Source organism: Nonlabens xylanidelens, from assembly GCF_002934445.1.
GTDB classification, from domain to species: Bacteria; Bacteroidota; Bacteroidia; order Flavobacteriales; family Flavobacteriaceae; genus Nonlabens; species Nonlabens xylanidelens.
In genome coordinates this window covers 82,681-101,694 of the sequence record NZ_PTJE01000003.1, presented here as the reverse complement: position 1 = coordinate 101,694, position 19,014 = coordinate 82,681, and the positions used below count along the sequence as shown (strand labels likewise).

Genomic DNA, 19,014 nt, shown 5'->3' with positions numbered 1-19,014 from the left:
TATGAGATTTGTTCAAACTTAAAAGTGGATTCACATGAAAAAAATTACTTTATTAATTACTTATTTATTCACCATAGGGCTTGTGCAAGCGCAATGTTCACAACCTGCGAGCAATTTTGGTAACAATACCGTTCCGAATTATGATGTGTCTGGAGATATAGATGTTGTTCTTAATGCAAACAATACGGTATCAGTGAATCTAGGAAATAATTTCTCTACAGCGGCTGGACCAGATGTTAGAATATTCTTAGTAGATCGTGGTACATTAACAGATAGTCAGTTAACGGTACCTAATAACTTCTTAAACAGCCCTCGAATAGAAATAGGTCTTGTTTCTAGTTTTTCTGGTGCTTCTAGCTATACAGCAGCTTTACCTAATAATGTCAGTATAGCAGATTATCAAACGGTGTTTTTCTATTGTTTACAATTCAATCAATTTTGGGATTTTGGATCATTTACAACCATAGATAGCTCTAACTGTACTTTATCTAATGAATTAATTGAAAAAACAGAATTTTCTATCGCGCCTAACCCTGCGGTAAATGATCTTACTATACAAAGCAATTCTGCAACAGCTATTCAATCAGTTTCTATTTATAATATACTTGGTAAAGAAGTGTATTCTAGAAAAGGAAATGTGGAAGAAAGAATCTCCATTCAGGATTTACAGGACGGTGCTTACTTTGTCAGAATAACAGACGAAGAGAATTCTATGTCTACTATTAAGTTGCTCAAAAAGAGTTAATAAATAGTGTAGATTATACTAAAACGAAAAAAAGCGATACTTGTGTAAGTATCGCTTTTTGTATTTAATTAGTTGAAGCTGTTAAGAATTCCACTCTGGTAAATCTTCCATCCAGACTTTTAATTTTGTTTTCTTTTGAATAGTTCTCATGTGATTTGACTCTTCTTTAGAAACTAAAGAGATCGCTGTACCAGCGTTTTCTGCACGACCAGTTCTACCTATACGATGTATGTAATCTTTAGGAGAGCGAGGCAATTCATAATTAATTACATAAGGTAAGAACTCAATATCTATACCTCGAGAAAGCAAATCTGTAGTAACAAGACATCGCACGCCAGTTTCTGCATGATTTTTAAAAGCTTCTAGATTTGCATTACGCACGCCTTGAGTTTTTTTACCGTGTATCGCTTTGGATTTTATTCCATTAACGTTAAGCTTATCATTTACATGATCTACTTGATAGGTGGAAGAACAAAAGATCAACACTTGTTGCATGTCATGCTCTTCAATAAGATGTCTTAAAAGAACGCCTCTTTTTTCTTGAGTAACACGGTAACCTAATTGTTTGATAAGAGAATAATCTTGCTCTTCTTCTTCAATTTCTATGACTACTGGATCAGTTAATAATCCTTCTTGTATATCTTTAACTTCACGACTTAAAGTAGCCGAAAATAATAAGTTTTGTTTCTTTTTAGGTAAATGATAAAGAACAGCATCCATCTCTTCTTTAAAGCCTAGAGAGAGCATTTTATCTGCCTCATCCAACACAAGAACCTTACATTCTTTAAGAACCACAGCGTTAGCCTCTACCAGCTCAATAAGTCGTCCTGGTGTAGCCACCAACACGTCTACTGTATTCATCTTCATCATTTGAGGATTAATACTCACACCACCATAAACAGGCATTGTAATAAGAGGTTGGTCCAGTGCCTTAGAAAAAGTTTTAATCACCTCACTCACTTGTACGGCAAGTTCTCGAGTAGGCACCATTACAAGACCACTTATGAATCTGTTTTTAGATTTAATACCTTTTAAATTTTGAAGAAGTGGCAACGCATAACTAGCTGTTTTACCAGAACCAGTTTTTGCAATACCCAGCACATCTTTTCCTTCTAGAATTACAGGAATAGCCTGTTCTTGTATAGGAGTAGGCTGTGTTAAATTCTGATCGTTAAGGGATTTTATAAGTGCAGGATCGAGTCCTAATTTTTCAAATGACATATAGGTTTTTTACAAGCTACAAAGGTAAACGATTTTCAATGCTTTTGTTATTCCTTTTCTGTCTCGTTTTCCCTTATCGCCGTGATGCGCAATTCTACGCGACGGTCATAAAAATCACTCTTGCCAGTTTTAAAATTGGCCATTTTTCCTATAGTAGTAAATCGAGTAGGGTCTAAGCCATATTTTACAAAGAACCTCTTAATTTGCTCTGCTCTGGCAGTAGAGAGATTCCACTGTCCTGTGTCTTTATCGAGTCCAGGTTCATTGTAACCGTTGCAACATATGTGACCTTGTATTTCTATTTCGTACTTTTTATGAATCATTAAAGAGTTGATCATTGAGTCCATTACAGGATAAGAAATTTCTCTTAATCGGTGTGTGCCAGGGTAGAAGATGACATTGTTAAAAACCAATTTGTCATTTAATTTAAGACTGTCTGTAATTTTGGATGAGATCTTTTGTAAACTTTTTTCTTGTGATTCAACAGCTATGACTTCGCTGTCTCTATTTCTATTTAGTAAAGTTGAATCTGGATATTCATAGCTAACATTTATTTGTACACGTCTATTTAATTGATAATCCCCTTCAAAATATTCCAAGTCGCCTGGATTTAACTCTCCTCGAACATGAATTTCAAATATCGATGGATCAAAATTGCCTTTAGAATTGAAAAAATCTTGAACATTTTTTACTCTTCTTAAAGCTAAATCTTTATTATATGAATTCGATCCACGTTCATCACAAAAACCAGTTAGTATTATTTGTTTAACAACGGATCCATTTTTAAAAAGAAACAAATCCTCAATTGTCTTACGAGAATCATGATAAAATTGATCGCTATCAGTTTCAAAATAAACGGTAGACATTACAGAAATAATTTTTTCATTTTTTCCAGTGTCTTGGGACAGACAAAAATTAGTCGTTAAAAGCAACCCTACTATTAAAAAAATCTTAAGCATCATAATGAATGGCGTGAACTGAATTATATTTAGGTATGAACAAAAACCTTTCCAAAAAAATACCTGCATCTTATTATCAACAAGAAGATGTAGTAGCTATCGCAAAGGATTTAATAGGTAAGAAAATAGTATCTAATATAAACGATCAATTGACATCTGGTATTATAACAGAGACCGAAGCTTATCGTGGTTATGACGATAAAGCCTGTCATGCCCATCTAGGTAAGTTTACAGACCGTACTAAGGTGATGTATGAGGACGGTGGCGTTGCTTATGTTTACTTATGCTACGGTATTCATAACCTTTTTAATATCATAACTAATTCTAAAGACCAGGCAGACGCGATTCTTATACGCGCTGTAGAGCCTGTAGATGGAGTAGAAGTGATGTTAGAACGTCGCAATAAATTAAAACTAGATAAAACACTCACTTCTGGACCAGGTAATTTCAGTAAAGCTTTTGCCTTAGATAAATCACATTACGGTGCTTTTCTTACGGGAGATCTAGTGTGGATAGAAGAGAATGATCAGTTCCGCTTTCGCGAAAGCGAGATCACAACCACCACCAGAATAGGTATAGATTATGCACAAGAAGATAAAGATTTGCCCTGGCGTTTTTATTTAAACACGTCTAAGTTTATTAGTAAACGTTAAGTTTGTAAAATGAAAAACTTAATCAAAATTATAATCATTTCCTTAGTTATAGTACAACTTACTAGTTGTGGCTACACCAGGACAGAAGATGATAAGTTTCCTGAAATGGCAGCTTTTCCAGACCATTCTAATGATAAGATCTCGATTAAATCTGCTGGTATGAGAATAGATACCATTTATACCACCAGTAAGAATGAGTTGATGGGCTATGTTGAAATACTAGATGCTGATGGTGATAGTTATAGTAAAAAAGTTATAGCAAAATTTGACAAGAATTTAAATATAATAGATTCTGTTTCTGTCTCAAGAAATACTTTCATAAATAAAAACGGGCAGTTTTATCGGTACAATAGAGAAGGTGAGTTAGAACGATTTGATAACATAAGTGCGACACCTGTTTTAATACCAGAACACCCTTTTAATGGAGTGAAATTTAAAGAAGATCTAGAGAAAGAGTTGGCAAAAAATGGACCGTTTGCTACACATAAATTCCCAGATAGTCTAAGTTATGAAATTGCAATGAAGAATGACTCTATAAGCTATCATCGCGCTGTAGATGCGTTTGAAAAACAAGTATTACCGGGCTTGCTATGCTTTAAATACACCCTAGGAATCACCATTCTAACTTATGCAAATCAAGAATATCGAATAAATAACCTGCCACGAGCTCTATGGGACAGTGCTTATGGGGATAGAAAAACATGTAATACCATGTTATCAGAATACTTAGAATGTGATCGGGCAAAAAAGTACATAACTCACTATAGAGATCATATAAAAATAACCGACCAGGCAGTTACAGGTAACGGCAGTTCTGGTGGTAATCATTTTGTTTTTGGATCCTTTTACACAAAGGGTTTTGAATATTATGAACTAGAAATAGAAGGTGAGGTAACCACATTTAAAAATTATGGTAATGTAGTAGGTTCTCATAGAGTTACCTCTAGAAATCTACCAGGCACAAACGTGTACCTGATAGATGTAAAAGGTGATATGTATGACCATCCAGTAACTCACATAGCTACTTTAAAAGAATAGTCTATCTATATTCTGGGTTATTAAAAGCCCATTTATTACCATTATTCCATTCTTCTTTTGAATTACCATAGGTAGAATAGCCGCCATTTTCTTTAAGCATTTTTGCAAGGTGCATTAAATTATAGGTCATAAATGTGGTATTACGTTTAGTAAAGTCATTATCCAGACCTACTTTACCATCATCTCCATAACTAGGTCCAGGACCAGCTTCTCCTATCCATCCAGCATCTGCTTGTGGTGGTATGGAATAACCTACATGTTGCATGGAATATAAAATTCCCATAGCGCAGTGTTTAATACCATCTTCATTACCTGTGATAATAGTACCACCTACTTTTCCATAGAATTTATACTGTCCTTTATCGTTAGTAAGCCCACTCATGGAATATAAACGTTCAATTAATAATTGTGCTTGTGACGATTTTTCACCTAACCATATAGGAGTACCTATGATTAAAATATCTGCAGCATCTACTTTTTTATAAATATCATTCCATGCGTCAGTATCCCAGCCATGTTCTGTCATGTCAGGTTGTACACCAGTTGCAACATCATGATCTATAAAACGTATGTGCTCAACGTCTACACCTTCTTTTTTCATAATGTTTGCGCTTACATCCATTAGGACTTTAGTGTGACTTTTTTCTGGTGATCTTTTAAGAGTACAGTTTATATAAAGTGCTTTTAATTTTGAGAAATCTGGTTTATTCATCTTGTATTGTTTTTGAGGATTATTTTGATCTCGCTTTCGCGAAAGCGGAACTATTATTTTAATTTTTTAGTTAATTTTTAGGCTTTTGCATTTTTTCTACCATTTTTAGAATCACTTTTTTAGGCGTGATGGGTAGAGTATGGAGCATGGCTTTTTGCGTAAATGTCAGACCGGCTTTGATATCCATTTTACCTTCAATCATTGCGTTATATGCCGTAGTGGCAACATCTAGTGGTGTAGCGGTGTTTTCAAACAGAGAGGTTTTATCCATTCCCGATGTTTTTCCAAAACCAGTATCTGTAGCGCCAGGCATTAAATTAGTCACCGTAATATTAGTATGTGATAATTCTTGAGAAAGTGCGTTACTCAGTGAGGTTACAAAGGCCTTAGTCGCAAAGTAAACGGCCTGCATAGGTCCTGGCATAAGACTCGCGGTAGAAGAAACGTTGAGTATTTTCCCTTCATTGCGCTCTACAAAGTCTGGTATAAATAAACGACATAGATGTGTTAATGCAGTAATGTTGAGCAGAATCATATTTTGATCTTGTGCCCAGTCTCTTTCATGAAACTTACCTATACCGCCAAAGCCCGCATTGTTAATCAAATAATCTACTTGAATACCAGCCGATTTTACTTCGTCGTAGATCTCTTGTGTAGCGTTATAATTGGTAAGATCTTTTTCAATAACATGAACAGAAACGTTATACTGGTTTTCTAATTCTTCTTTAAGTAATCGCAATTGATCAGCACTCCTGGCTATGATAACCAGATGACCACCTTGTGAAGCATGTATTTTTGCGAGTTCTTTACCTATACCGCTGCTAGCACCGGTTATTAATGCAGTTTTCATTTTATTTATGTTAAAACATAAAGATAATGAACTAATAGAGGTGGGTAACTGCGTTTATTTCAAGTTTAACAGCGTGTGAGAAGTATGTTAAATTTTAGTAATACGTGCGAGATAGTCATAATGTTCTCCTTTTTGAACGAGATCTGCTTTTAAACCAGCTTTTTGAGCATGTGTTTTAAGAAGTTCAAAATCCATGTATAACCAATCAAATGATGCAGATTCTATTCCTTTATATTGTAAAGAGAAGGTGACTTCTCCATAATATTCTTTGCTAGGGTCTACCCACAGGCCACCATCTTCTTCGTCTTCATAAAGAAACCTAAGGTCAGAACTGTCTATTAGAATCTGTCCGTTTTCATTCAGTAGGTTTTTTAAATTCTCTAGACAGGAAGTAGTACGAGATAGTTTTTCAAAAATGCCAGTACCATTCATAAGTAGAAGAATAGTGTCGTACTTTTCTTTATGCTCCCATATACTTTCTAGAACTATTTTAGAATCAGGCGATTTTAATCGTTCTTTTAAAACAGTTATGGCTCCCGGGCTTTGATCTAATGCGGTAACGGTAAGCCCATTACTCTCGAGGTATAAGGAGTGAGAACCTGCGCCAGCACCTACATCTAGAACAGTACCTGTGGAAAGTAGCAATGCTTTCTTTTCTAGAGCCGGCATTTGATCATAAGATCTAAAAAGATAGGGAAGTGGCATAACGTCATTTTCCATAGTCGTGCTTAAAACTGTAATATCTTCACTGTAGTTTCCTTGATGAAAATCTACTAATGCATTACCATAAAGGTCTGAATCTATATCCACTTTAATATCTTTAAAACAAAATTAAGCTTTAAGAAATGAATAGCCTTTCTTAGTATACTTGAAGTATGAATTAATTAACCTTTGAGCTGATTTAAAAAGTCGGTACGTTTTGCTCTAGATACTGGTATGCTGGTGTTGCCTTCTAAAACTACGTAGCCATCGTTTAAATAACGCTCTACAAAAATCATATTAATGATGTAAGATTTATGTACATGATAGAAATCTTTATGATCTAATAATTTTTTAAAGTGTCCTATACTGTGAGAGCTTAATATAGGTTTGCTATCTATAAAATGAATTTTAGTATATCCATCTACACCTTCACAATGGGTAATGGTTTTAACTTTTACAAATTCTAGACCTTCAGTAGATGGAATAACAATTTTCTTTTTTTGGAATTTTTGAATACCTAGATTTTCGATTAGAATTTTATTCTTTTCTAGTGCATTCTTATCTGTAATATTACGTGTTGCATTATCGACTGCTTCTACTAGATCTTCATTATCGATAGGTTTCACTAGATAACCTATCGCGCAATGTTTAATCGCATCGAGAGCATATTGATCAAAGGCCGTAGCAAAAATAATTTCAAAATTAGGAATTGAAAATTGCTTTAATACTTCAAAGCCACTCATACCAGGCATAGCTATATCTATAAAAACAAGATCTGGTTTCAACTCGTTTATCGTGTCAAAAGCATCTTGAGGTTTTTCTATAGTAGCCACTATGTCTAATTCTGGACAAAAACGAGCGATTTTATTTTTGAGAATAGCAATGGCCTTAGGCTCGTCATCTATAATTATAGTCTTGATATTCATTCTTCCTCAATGTGTTTAAAAGTGATGTAAACCGCTGTGCCTGATTCTCCTTTATGTATGGAGCGGTCTATGATTTCATAATCTATGGACCATTCTTGACTGTCGTTTAAAATGTCTAGTCGTTCTTTTATGACTTCACTACTGTGTGCTTTGGTATTAGCTTTTTGGTTTTTTTGAATTTCTCTAGATTTTTCACAACCTATACCATCGTCTATGATACTTACTTTGTAACCGTTTTTTTCTGGTAATAGATCAAAGCTCATAATAATATGTCCAGCACCTAGTTTATGAAAAATACCATGATTAACAGCATTCTCTAACATGGGTTGTAAAATCATGGTTGGGATAAAGGTGTTTTCTTTATCTAAGTGACTGTCTACCTCTATGCTATAACTTATTTTCTCTTCAAACCTCAATTTCTCGATTTGTAAATACTTAGTTAGAAACGATATCTCTTCTTCTAGAGTGATTAATTTCTTTCTAGAATAATCAAAGAAAAGACGCATGAGTTTAGAGAACTTAGTAAGATAATCTTCAGAGATTTCTACTTCATTACGTTGTATATAGTACTGAATTGCGTTTAAACTATTATGTACAAAATGTGGATTGAGTTGACTACGCAGCGCATTTAATTCGCTATTATGTTGTCTTTTTTGAGCGGCTAGTTGTTCTTCTAGTTTTTCATTAAGTAATTGATTCTTTCTATTATTAAAGGTGATAAATAAAGAGATAATACCGATGGTAATGACCAGTACAAATATAAAAGCGCCTATAAAGTAGTCATAATTATTCATCTCGAGCAGATTTCAAACTTAAAGCGTATATAAAACAGCCATACATAATCAGGTTAATAAATACTAGTACACCACTAACTTGCCAGGTTAATCTTTTAAGGTTAGGTAAAAATAGCACTAGTGGCATCGCATTAATATGAAAGACAAATAAGCCTATAGTAATCCAGAATGGTCTGTGATTTGTGTATTTTTTCACCTTATTGTTAAGCAGCATTTTATTAAAAAAGATAAAAACATTAGGCGTTATAATTAATGCAGCAGCTATAACTATGGCAGGTAACTCGTCTACATAAGATTCTACATAATAAACACTTATTAAATAGCTGGTTATCATTAAAATAGAGCTTATAATTGCTAGCCATTTTATTCTCAAATAAGAGTAAAACCAGTAAATAGTAAATAGCATCGCAATCAACGTATAAAAATCTAGAACTATAGATGCATTCCTAACAAGAATCCATACATAATAATTACTTATAAGTTCTATAACAATAGTAAAACAAAGAAAAGGGAGAAATATCGATTCCTTTGTTTTACTCAAATAACTCCAGTTTTTAACAGTGACCCATGTAGTAATAAGGATCAACGCATAAATTATGGCTGTAGAAATATAATAATATGTATAGTCATGCTGCATAAAACTATGGGTATATTAAATCCTTAGGTGGCATTCCAGACGTTCCTTTATTAAGACCATCTATTCCCGGGATATTAGTATCTAGAGCTGACTGTGTCGTACTTCTTTGTGAAGTAAGACCATTAGCATGTCCAGTTCCATAAAAGAATAGCGTAGTAACGGCCTTGCCATCTTTAATCGGTTCTTTAGTACCTAGATAGACTCTTATACCTAATTGATCATAATTGTTATCCTTACCATGTTGCTCGATATAAGCAATGTAGTTTTTCAACTCTTCTATGTCAAACCAGACTTCTCTAGTATCTTTATATACCTCACCATTTGCATCGATTAGAGAATCTCTGGATCCATTATAAAGCAATTTCTTATAATTCTCTTCTAATCGGTTAGCCTCTTTATTAGAGATTTTCCCCTTTGTATTGTTCCATTTCTTAGCTATTTCTTCAGGTGATGGATCGTTATGTTTAGGAGTATCTTTATTCCACTCGCAAGAAGTTAAACTTATAGCGGTTAGAACTAATACGATGAAATTAAGGAAAGGTTTTTTCATAATTAAGGTTGATTGATTAGATGATAAATGTAGTTATTCTGATTTTTTAAAATTCAATTTCTTCGGCAAGAATTTTAAGAACATCATATTTTCCAATACTTGCTATTGCACTATTCACACTAGGAGCTAATTGTTCATGAGTTTTGAATTGAGCAAGTAACTTTTCTAAATAAGCCGTAAAATCATGACCAGGCTCATAATTAATCATACCAGCATCTTTGGCAGGTACTAATATTTGTTTAATTAGATTTCTTACCACTTCTATTTTTTCTTCTAGCTTGTTACTAACATCAGTGAGAAGTTGTTGCACAGGTTGTACTGTGTTGATAGCAGCAGTGGTCATTAACTTTCGTTTTTTCACACGTTTTCCTTCTTCAAAAGCTGCAGCGGCAATCACTTGGGCTCTATGACCTGCAACTTCGGCTGCTTCTGTGTAATGATATTTTGTAAAAAGATCTTCTAAATGAGTAAGCCATGCTATCCATTCATCTGTAATGTTGTGTTCTTTTTTTTGAAAACGAGTTACCTTTTCAGGAATACTAAAAAGTTCTTTTCTAAATATCGAGGCAGGTTCTATAACAGATTTTCTCATAATTATTCAGGTAATAAAGAAGATTGTTGATTGCCATTTACATCTTCAGAGGTATGCCACTCCATTCCATCTTCAAACAGTTTCATTTTGATACGTATAATGTTTTCATTCGGAATTTCTCTCAGTCTTGCTGCATCAACAACAACATTAGCATTTTCTAAAGTGTTACTGACTTGTCTTGTTTTAACACTTGCATAGACCTTGTTTTTAAGGATGTCCTTATAATTTGCAATCATTTTATCTTGATCAGCAGCTGGGATTTTTTCCATATCCATAGCACTAGAGAATGCAGCAGTCATTTTTTCTTCATACCTAGAAAAAGCGAGCTCCTTTGATTCATTAGCTTTCATTTCTTGTTCTAAAATTTTAGATTTTTCGGCAATTTCAGAATTTAGAAACGTAGAAGTTTTTCTAGAAAAAGAAGCACGTTGAGCGGCATCTTTCATACTAGTGTATGTATTACTATTAAAGGATTTGTTATCTACAGGTTGGTAGTCTGCTGCTGGTTGCTGGTCAAAACTATCTATTGCGATAGGGATGTCTAATTCCACATCTTGTGCTCTAAACCTAGGCACAGGAAAATGTTTGAGAATGTTATCACTTGCATAAGCCTGCGCGATTCTGGCAGACTCAACGTCTGCCATTACTCGCGCCTGGTTTACGCCTGAGATTAATGTTCCTAAATAATCTTTAAGCTTTACCATAATTGTTTGTTTTTAATTATGCTGGTGCATTTACACTAGCTATACTATCTTCTAACATCGTTAGAATTCTATCTAATCCGGCTGGTAATTCATCGTTTACAACCTTTACATGAACTCCTAGGTTGTATGTTTTTTCAACATTTGTTCCTCTAGAAGTAGAACGTTTATAAGATGCGCTAGCCTTAAAATTAACTACTTTGTAATTGATTCCAAGCTCTGCACTTGCTGCAAACTCACTAGAAACATTAGAGGTTTCTGTTGAAGTAAGTTTTGCGTTAAAATCTATGGTCATTTCCTCTATACGCAATGCAGGTATAGATAACATTGTAAGAAAAGGAACTTTAATTTTAATTTCACTATTCAAAAAATCGGTTGCCACATCTATAGTTGAAGGAATAGTTGTATCTGCTGCAGGTACTCGACCTTCATCTTTTAATTCTTGTAATGTTTTTTTGTAATCTGGATTAGGAATAGATTTCTTGTAAGCAAAATCTACATACCTTAAATCTGATTTTGTAGGATCTGTATCATCCTTTACAAATCCTACTTCTTGAATAAATTGTACTTGCGACATTGCTGCTGCATGCTGGGCTTGTACGGCGGCTTGCAATGGTCCTCCAATGTAGTTATTGAAGTCTAAACTGTTTAATTCTGCTACTAAATTAGGCATAATTTATAATTTTAATTGGTCCCTACTCGTTGAAACAGGCTTTTCGGGATCGACCTGAAATGAACCTTTATTGATTCATATTTGAGAAGGAGAAGTATTATAGGATGCTGTTACCACATGATCTATAATTGTTTTGTAATTCTTAATAAAATTTTAAGGAAAAGTCGGGCGATTTCTCACCACGACCCCTTCCCCTAAAATTGTTTTCACTTAATTACTTAACAATGCAAATATGAATCGGTATCACGTTTTATTCAATTAGTACTCTATTAACGGTAGAGATGATTACTTGAACGGTCGGTATGAATAAAACAACAGGCTGTCAGCTTGTCACTATTTATGAATTGGTATAAGGCTTGAAATGTATCAAAGTATAAAATAATTCCGCTTTCGCGAAAGCGGAACAGATATAAACCTAATAGAACAATAAAATAATATGTCACAAAAAGGAACCATTAACGTAGCGGTGGAAAATATTTTCCCGCTTATTAAAAAGTTTTTATACAGCGATCACGAGATATTCTTAAGAGAATTGGTCTCTAACGCAACTGATGCTACATTAAAATTACAACACCTTGCTAGAATAGGTGAGGCGAGTGTAGAATTAGGTGATCAAAAAATTGAGATTAAGATCGATAAAGAAGCAAAAACGCTTCATATTATAGATCAAGGTCTAGGTATGTCTGAAGATGAGGTACAGAAATATATTAATGAAGTAGCGTTTTCTGGAGCTGAAGAGTTTCTAGAAAAATATAAAGACACTGCAAAGGATAGTGGTATCATAGGTCATTTCGGTCTAGGATTCTATTCTGCCTTTATGGTAGCAGACCAGGTAGAAATTATTACAAAGTCATTTAGAGGTGATGGAGCTGTGCACTGGACTTGTGATGGATCTCCTAATTATACGCTAGAGCCTGCGACTAAAGAAGATTTTGGTACCGAGATTATTCTTCATATATCTGACGACGAGACGGAATTCTTAGAAGAAAGCCGTATTACAGAGCTTCTTAATAAGTACAACAAGTTCATGCCAGTGCCTATCAAATTTGGTATGAGAACAGAAACTCTAGAAAAACCAGAAGGAGCTGCAGAAGAAGATGCTGCACCTACTGAAGAAGTAGATAATATCATCAACAACCCTTCTCCAGCATGGACTAAACAGCCTAGCGAGTTAGAAGAAGCAGATTATAAAGGTTTCTATCGTGAGTTGTATCCTACGCAATTTGAAGAGCCTCTTTTTAACATTCACCTTAATGTAGATTATCCTTTTAATCTTACAGGGATTTTATATTTCCCTAAGATGACTCAGGATCTTAATGTACAGAAGGATCGTATACAATTGTATCAAAACCAAGTGTATGTTACAGATAACGTAGAAGGAATTGTACCAGAATTTTTAACCATGTTGCGTGGTGTTATAGATTCTCCAGATATTCCATTAAATGTATCTCGTTCTTACTTACAGGCAGATGGTGCTGTAAAGAAAATTTCTAGCTACATTACTCGTAAGGTAGCCGATAAATTAAAGAGTCTTTTCAACGATGACCGTAAAGGTTTTGAAGAAAAGTGGAACGATATCAAAATCGTTATCGAATACGGTATGTTAAGCGAGGAGAAATTCTTTGATAAAGCAGATAAATTTGCTTTATACCCTACTGTAGATGGTTCTTATTACTTATGGGATGAACTGGTAGAAAAAATTAAAGATGCACAGACCGATAAAGATGGTAAGACAGTAATTCTTTATACTTCAAATAAAGAGACTCAACATTCTTACGTAGCAGCAGCGACAGAAAGAGGTTATGAAGTACTGTTATTAGACTCTCCTATTATCTCGCACCTTATGCAGAAATTAGAAGGATCTAAAGAGAATGTTTCTTTTGTAAGAGTAGATGCTGATCATGTTGATAACCTTATCAAGAAAGATGAAGAGCAAATCTCTAAATTATCTGATGAGGAGAAGGAATCTCTTCAAAAAGTAATTACTGATACTATAAAGGATGCAGAATATACGGTACAAGTAGAAGCTATGAGTAGTGATGCAGCACCGTTTATTATCACACAGCCAGAATTTATGAGACGTATGAAAGAAATGCAAGCGTCTGGTGGTGGAGGTATGATGGGCTTTGGTAACATGCCTGACATGCACAACCTAGTGGTTAACGGTAATCACGATTTAGTACAAACTATCTTTAATGAGAAAGATGAAGCTAAAAAAACTGGACTTATTCAACAAGCAGTTGATCTTGCAAAATTATCTCAAGGATTACTTAAAGGTGAGAAATTGACTGAGTTTGTGAATCGCAGCTATGGTCTAATTAAATAAGACTGTAGAACTAATAATTTATTTTATGAAAGAGCATGCTGTAAGGCATGCTCTTTTTTTTTAATTATACATCGTAACTAAGGATAATTTGATGAGGAATTGATAAAAATCGGTTTTAATAATCATAAATCGGCATTGTGTTGTAGTCTAATACTTACAATTTGTTAAATTTAAACTAAAATAATCGAGTTTTTCACATTCTGTTTTACGTATTACAAAGAGTATTTGTGTAGTATGTCTAAAACATTGTTTTTTAACATATTAAGCTTAAGTATTGTCATTGCTCGATTTTCATGCCTCAGATAACAGAAAATACCCATCATAAGTCAAAAAAGGTGTTTGCATAGCATTAAAATCATCGCCTATATTTACCATGTCAGAAGTAAACAGCATCCCTGCAAATGTTTATGACAATTACAAGGTTATCCCTACGACCGTGTAATAATAAAGTCCCTATAGATTAAAAGAACGTATGTTCAATGAACGATTAAACGCGTAAGGTTTTCTTGTTTCATGCTCAATGAATGTGTATTTATTAATTCTAAATATTTTATTATGAAACGATTAATCTTAAGTGTTGCGGCACTTCTTGCAGGAACTGTAGCGATAGCACAGACGCCGCAAACAATTACTAATCCAGGACAGCAAGCAGTACCAACATCTGCAGCGACTGTAGGAGGTAACTATTCTAATGTAGACCAAAAAGGGACAGGTAGTGATGCCTTAGTATCTCAACAAGGTACTGCAAATGGATCTTACATCTCACAGACAGGTACAAATGCAATTAACCGTAACACGGCTACCGTATTACAATGGGGTAATGTACAACCTAGTATTAGTGGTCATCTTAACTATTCTGATATCGCACAGTCTGGTGAAGGAAACGCTTATACAGTAACTCAACAAGGTGATTTGAATGAAAACTATGGTGTCCAAGTAGGGTTGGACAACACAGCGTTAGTTCAACAAGGTGCAGATACACCACAACAGGCAGAAAGTAACCTAGCACTGGTAGATCAAGACGGTAAGGATAACTATGCTGAGGTACAACAACGTTGGGATAATAATGAAGCTTCTATACTTCAAAGAAATGACCAAGTGGCTGGCGTAGGTAACAGATCTTACCAGTCTCAAGGGGCAAATCCTAACCAAAGTGCAGGACATGTTGCTATAGGTGAGCAATATGGTGATGACAATGAGTTGGTACAAATTCAAGATGGTGCTTCTAGTGGAGCTACAGGTTTGGGTAACTATGCACAATCTAATCAAGGTGATGCTCTAGATGGAGCAACAGGTGCTTTTGCTCAACAAATTCAAGAAGGTGAATTAAACGAAGCTTATTCTTCTCAAAAACTAGTAGGTGATACTGCTTTTCAAGAGCAACTAGGAAATGGAAACATGGCTGTTAATGAGCAAAACTTAGGTGGTTCTTTAAACGGTGGTGATAACTATGTAGATCAATACCAAGCTGGTAATGGGAATGAGGCTAGATCATTACAAAACGGTAATGATAACCAAGCATTTCAAGAGCAGTATCAAGATGATAACTACTCTAAAATAACTCAAGGAAATGGACAGGTTGTAGGTAACATAGCTACATCTATTCAAAACGGTTTTGATAACTCTTCTTTAATCAACCAAAGAGCAAATGGAAACATGTCTATGGTAGATCAAACTGGTAATGGTCAAGTAAGTGTTGTGAATCAAAATACTCCATTAAGTGGTTCTCCAGCAGCAACTTCTGGAAGTAACACAGCTACTATTATTCAAAGAAATGCAAATGTTTCTTTAAATGCTCAGCTTCAAAAAGCAGCAGCAACTAAAGTTCATAACTTCTAAACAGAAGCAACTTTATCCAACATCTAATTATTTAGATGTTGGATTTTTTACATATCAACTCAATCTAAATATTTATTATGAAACGAATTATCTTAAGTGTAGCAGCACTTCTTGCTGGTACTGTAGCAATAGCACAGACTCCACAAACAATAGCGAGTCCTGCACAACAAACAGTTCCTACTGCAGCAGCGACTGTAGGTGGTAACTATTCTAATGTAGATCAAAAAGGAACTGGTAGTGATGCTCTTGTATCTCAACAAGGTACTGCAAACGGTTCTTTTATCTCACAAACCGGTACAAACGCAACTAACCGTAACACGGCTACCGTATTACAATGGGGTAATGTACAGCCTAGTATAAGTGGGCACCTTAATTATTCTGAGATTGCTCAGTCAGGTGAAGGAAATGCTTACACAGTAACTCAACAGGGTGATTTGAACGAAAACTTTGGTATCCAAGTAGGGTTGGATAACACAGCGTTAGTTCAACAAGGTGCAGATACACCACAACAAGCAGAAAGTAACCTTGCTCTTGTAGATCAAGATGGTAAGGAAAACTATGCTGAGGTACAACAACGTTGGGATAATAATGAAGCTTCTATACTTCAAAGAAATGACCAAGCAGCTGGTGTAGGTAACAGATCTTACCAGTCTCAAGGAGCAAATCCTAATCAAAGTGCAGGACATGTTGCTATAAGTGAGCAATATGGTGATAACAATGAATTGATACAGATTCAAGATGGTGGTTCAGGTAGTCTAGGTTTAGGAAACTATGCAGAATCTGATCAAGGTGATGCATCTGTTCAAGCTACTGACGCATTTACACAACAAGTTCAAGAAGGTGACTTAAACGAAGCGTACTCTTCTCAAAGATTAGTAGGTGATTCTGCTTTTCAAGAGCAAGTAGGAACTGGAAACATTGCTGTAAATGAGCAAAACCTTATAGGTCTTACAACTGGAGGAAATAACTCTCTAGAGCAGTATCAAGCTGGTAATAATAACGAAGCAAGATCTACACAAGCTGGAAATGACAACCAAGCTTTTCAAGAGCAGTATCAAGATGATAACTACTCTAGTATTTTTCAAGCAAATGGACAGGTTGCAGGTAACATAGCAACTTCTATCCAGAATGGTTTTGATAACTCTTCTGTTATCAATCAAAGAGCTAATGGAAACATGGCTGTTGTAGACCAGACTGGAAATGGACAAGTAAGTGTTGTGAATCAAAACAACCCTTTAAGTGGATCACCAGCAGCAACTTCAGGAAGTAATAGCGCTGTTGTAATTCAAAGAAATGCAAACGTAGCATTAACTGCTCAAATGAAAAGAGCGGCTGCTACTGCAGCACACAGTTTCTAAAATAATTTTTAACAAGATAATCGCGAGTTACTTACTCGCGGTTATTCTTGTTTTTTAAATCTGATAATATGAAAAATGTAGTTTTATTATTTGTATTGGTTTCTTTTTGTGGCTTTGCTCAAAATTATGTAGACGATAAAGAGGTAATATCTGACGTTTCATTTAAGACTAATAACTCACAATTAAATTATGCTGCAAACCAGCAAATACAACAAACTCCCGTTTTAAAAAACTCCGTTTTTATTGCGCAAGTGGGACTTAATAATACTGCAATTTCTCAAATAGCCTCTGATAATGCAGAGGTTACTATAGTACAAGATGGAAACTTTAATATTTCTAATCTTAAAATAAATGCTTTAAGGGTTAGAGAGCAGGTGCAACAAATAGGAAATAGCAATTTGTTTTTAGACTATAGTTTACACGGTGCTCAAAATCATGAAGTACAATTAAATCAAAATGGAAACTATAATACAGCTATAAGTGTAGGTACCAACGGTATATCTGAGAGATTAAAGATTAATCAAACCGGTACAGGAGCTGCTGTTTATGTACTTCATTACTAAAACATGAAAGGGTTTTTCACAATAGTCATATTACTAGTTGCAAGCACTTGCTATGCGCAACAATCCTTATACAATCGTGAAGTAAAGGCAGATATTCAAATGGAAGAAAAATCAGAGTTTTTAACCATTAAAGGAGTTGCTGAAAATTTAACAGGACTCGACACAGGGTTGAGGTATGAGTTATCAGTTATTAAAAAAGATTCTTTAAATAATATATCAAAAAATAAACAAGAAGGAAGTGGTGTCCTAAATGCAAAAAACAAAGTAGTTCTAGCAACTACCAGTGTTAATTTAAACATACCAGAAACCTTAACCATAATGCTACTTATTTATAATTATGATAATAAGTTGATAGGGAAATCTATAGAGAGAATAGCGCCTTACACACGTCAGTTAAATAAACCAGTAGTAGATACCTATGACGGTATAGTTTTTTTGGGAATAGTTGAAAATAAAACACGTACCAGTCCGGGACGTAAATTTTATGACTATTTCTATGGTAGGTATAATTATTACCAGTTAAAAGGTAATCAAACAGTGAAAATAAAAGAAGTCTTTGGACAGGGCAGAAGCTCTAGAATAGAGATTTACTTAGGATATAAATTGGTTTTTCAATTCTTTTTAAACCCTAAAAAAGAATATATAAAAGCAATGGGAGATCAAGCGATCAGTATTGTGTATCAAGAATTACAGAAATTAAAAAGTGCTCAACAATAAACTAAAACTTAAATCATGCTCAAAAAATTAACAACATCGCTCGTTTTGTTATTTTCAATTTGTTTTATGGCAAATGATCTTAATGCTCAACAATTTGTCTATAAACCTATTAATCCAGCTTTTGGTGGAGATACATTCAATTATCAGTGGCTTGTACAAAGTGCTGAATTACAAAATAAATTTACGGATCCAGCAGAAGCTCAATCTGCAAACGATACATCTACATTAGATAGTTTTGCTGCAGGTATAAATAGTCAGATACTTAGTCAGCTTTCTAGATCGCTGTTAGATTTACAATTTGATACATCGACAGGATTATCACCAGGAGTATTTTCTTTTGGTAGTCTAGAGGTAGAAATTCTTGAATCCTTAGAAGGACTTGTAGTAAATATACTCGATACTACGACAGGAGATCAAACCCAGGTAATAGTACCTAACCAGTAGGGTTTACTCAAATA

At 34.6% G+C, this 19,014-nt stretch carries 21 protein-coding genes; 9 read left to right on the top strand and 12 right to left on the bottom strand.

What is annotated here, in order from left to right; translation table 11 throughout:
- The first annotated feature begins 34 nt into the window (after positions 1-34).
- A complete protein-coding gene (locus tag LY01_RS07810) occupies positions 35-745 on the top strand; it encodes a DM13 domain-containing protein (RefSeq protein ID WP_104515287.1) in 711 nt (236 codons plus the stop codon).
- Between the two features lie 81 nt (positions 746-826).
- On the opposite strand, the gene LY01_RS07805 is transcribed toward LY01_RS07810, so the two are convergent.
- Positions 827-1,966, bottom strand: a complete 1,140-nt coding sequence (locus tag LY01_RS07805; RefSeq protein WP_104515286.1) for a DEAD/DEAH box helicase — start codon at positions 1,964-1,966, stop codon at positions 827-829.
- 47 nt (positions 1,967-2,013) lie between these two features.
- Entirely contained in the window at positions 2,014-2,928 is a 915-nt protein-coding gene (locus LY01_RS07800; RefSeq protein WP_170034566.1) for an OmpA family protein, read from the bottom strand.
- A 32-nt stretch (positions 2,929-2,960) separates the two neighbouring features.
- Here LY01_RS07800 and LY01_RS07795 point away from each other — a divergent pair, with 32 nt between their 5' ends.
- Together LY01_RS07795 and LY01_RS07790 are read left to right on the top strand one after the other, a co-directional pair.
- Positions 2,961-3,578 (top strand): DNA-3-methyladenine glycosylase, encoded by a 618-nt coding sequence (locus LY01_RS07795; RefSeq protein WP_104515284.1) that lies wholly within the window; start codon positions 2,961-2,963, stop codon positions 3,576-3,578.
- 9 nt (positions 3,579-3,587) lie between these two features.
- The gene (locus LY01_RS07790; RefSeq protein ID WP_104515283.1) at positions 3,588-4,616 is read left to right on the top strand and encodes a hypothetical protein; all 1,029 of its coding nucleotides are present in this window, start codon (positions 3,588-3,590) and stop codon (positions 4,614-4,616) included.
- 1 nt (position 4,617) lies between these two features.
- Here the strand turns inward: LY01_RS07790 and LY01_RS07785 are convergent, their stop codons facing one another.
- The 10 genes from LY01_RS07785 to LY01_RS07740 form a co-directional block, all read right to left on the bottom strand.
- Positions 4,618-5,328 carry a flavodoxin family protein gene (locus tag LY01_RS07785; RefSeq protein WP_104515282.1) on the bottom strand — a complete coding sequence of 237 codons (711 nt, stop codon included), beginning with the start codon at positions 5,326-5,328 and terminating at the stop codon, positions 4,618-4,620.
- Between the two features lie 70 nt (positions 5,329-5,398).
- The gene (locus LY01_RS07780; RefSeq protein WP_104515281.1) at positions 5,399-6,178 is read right to left on the bottom strand and encodes an SDR family NAD(P)-dependent oxidoreductase; all 780 of its coding nucleotides are present in this window, start codon (positions 6,176-6,178) and stop codon (positions 5,399-5,401) included.
- Between the two features lie 87 nt (positions 6,179-6,265).
- The gene (locus tag LY01_RS07775; protein ID WP_104515280.1) at positions 6,266-6,988 is read right to left on the bottom strand and encodes a class I SAM-dependent methyltransferase; all 723 of its coding nucleotides are present in this window, start codon (positions 6,986-6,988) and stop codon (positions 6,266-6,268) included.
- Positions 6,989-7,062: 74 nt separating this feature from the next.
- On the bottom strand, positions 7,063-7,806 hold the full coding sequence (locus LY01_RS07770; protein ID WP_104515279.1) for a LytR/AlgR family response regulator transcription factor: 744 nt from the start codon (positions 7,804-7,806) through the stop codon (positions 7,063-7,065).
- Positions 7,803-8,600: a sensor histidine kinase gene (locus LY01_RS07765; protein WP_104515278.1), complete on the bottom strand. Its 798-nt coding sequence runs from the start codon at positions 8,598-8,600 to the stop codon at positions 7,803-7,805. Before LY01_RS07765 ends, LY01_RS07770 begins: the two co-directional genes overlap by 4 nt.
- Positions 8,593-9,237 carry a hypothetical protein gene (locus tag LY01_RS07760; RefSeq protein WP_104515277.1) on the bottom strand — a complete coding sequence of 215 codons (645 nt, stop codon included), beginning with the start codon at positions 9,235-9,237 and terminating at the stop codon, positions 8,593-8,595. Before LY01_RS07760 ends, LY01_RS07765 begins: the two co-directional genes overlap by 8 nt.
- A 4-nt stretch (positions 9,238-9,241) precedes the next feature.
- Positions 9,242-9,787, bottom strand: a complete 546-nt coding sequence (locus LY01_RS07755; RefSeq protein WP_104515276.1) for a hypothetical protein — start codon at positions 9,785-9,787, stop codon at positions 9,242-9,244.
- 46 nt (positions 9,788-9,833) lie between these two features.
- The gene (locus LY01_RS07750; protein ID WP_104515275.1) at positions 9,834-10,379 is read right to left on the bottom strand and encodes a hypothetical protein; all 546 of its coding nucleotides are present in this window, start codon (positions 10,377-10,379) and stop codon (positions 9,834-9,836) included.
- Between the two features lie 2 nt (positions 10,380-10,381).
- Positions 10,382-11,083 carry a hypothetical protein gene (locus tag LY01_RS07745; RefSeq protein ID WP_104515274.1) on the bottom strand — a complete coding sequence of 234 codons (702 nt, stop codon included), beginning with the start codon at positions 11,081-11,083 and terminating at the stop codon, positions 10,382-10,384.
- A gap of 16 nt (positions 11,084-11,099) precedes the next feature.
- Entirely contained in the window at positions 11,100-11,753 is a 654-nt protein-coding gene (locus tag LY01_RS07740; protein ID WP_104515273.1) for a DUF2589 domain-containing protein, read from the bottom strand.
- Positions 11,754-12,189: 436 nt separating this feature from the next.
- Between LY01_RS07740 and htpG the strand changes: the two genes are divergently transcribed.
- From htpG to LY01_RS07710, 6 genes are all read left to right on the top strand, one after another.
- On the top strand, positions 12,190-14,079 hold the full coding sequence (htpG, locus tag LY01_RS07735) for a molecular chaperone HtpG (protein WP_104515272.1): 1,890 nt from the start codon (positions 12,190-12,192) through the stop codon (positions 14,077-14,079).
- Positions 14,080-14,634: 555 nt separating this feature from the next.
- Positions 14,635-15,918 (top strand): hypothetical protein, encoded by a 1,284-nt coding sequence (locus LY01_RS07730; protein WP_104515271.1) that lies wholly within the window; start codon positions 14,635-14,637, stop codon positions 15,916-15,918.
- A 77-nt stretch (positions 15,919-15,995) separates the two neighbouring features.
- Complete coding sequence (locus LY01_RS07725; RefSeq protein WP_104515270.1) at positions 15,996-17,276, top strand: hypothetical protein; 1,281 nt, start codon at positions 15,996-15,998, stop codon at positions 17,274-17,276.
- Between the two features lie 68 nt (positions 17,277-17,344).
- A complete protein-coding gene (locus LY01_RS07720) occupies positions 17,345-17,839 on the top strand; it encodes a hypothetical protein (RefSeq protein WP_104515269.1) in 495 nt (164 codons plus the stop codon).
- 3 nt (positions 17,840-17,842) lie between these two features.
- The gene (locus LY01_RS07715; RefSeq protein ID WP_104515268.1) at positions 17,843-18,556 is read left to right on the top strand and encodes a CsgE family curli-type amyloid fiber assembly protein; all 714 of its coding nucleotides are present in this window, start codon (positions 17,843-17,845) and stop codon (positions 18,554-18,556) included.
- A gap of 15 nt (positions 18,557-18,571) precedes the next feature.
- The gene (locus tag LY01_RS07710; RefSeq protein WP_104515267.1) at positions 18,572-19,000 is read left to right on the top strand and encodes a curli production assembly/transport component CsgF; all 429 of its coding nucleotides are present in this window, start codon (positions 18,572-18,574) and stop codon (positions 18,998-19,000) included.
- Positions 19,001-19,014: the final 14 nt, after the last annotated feature.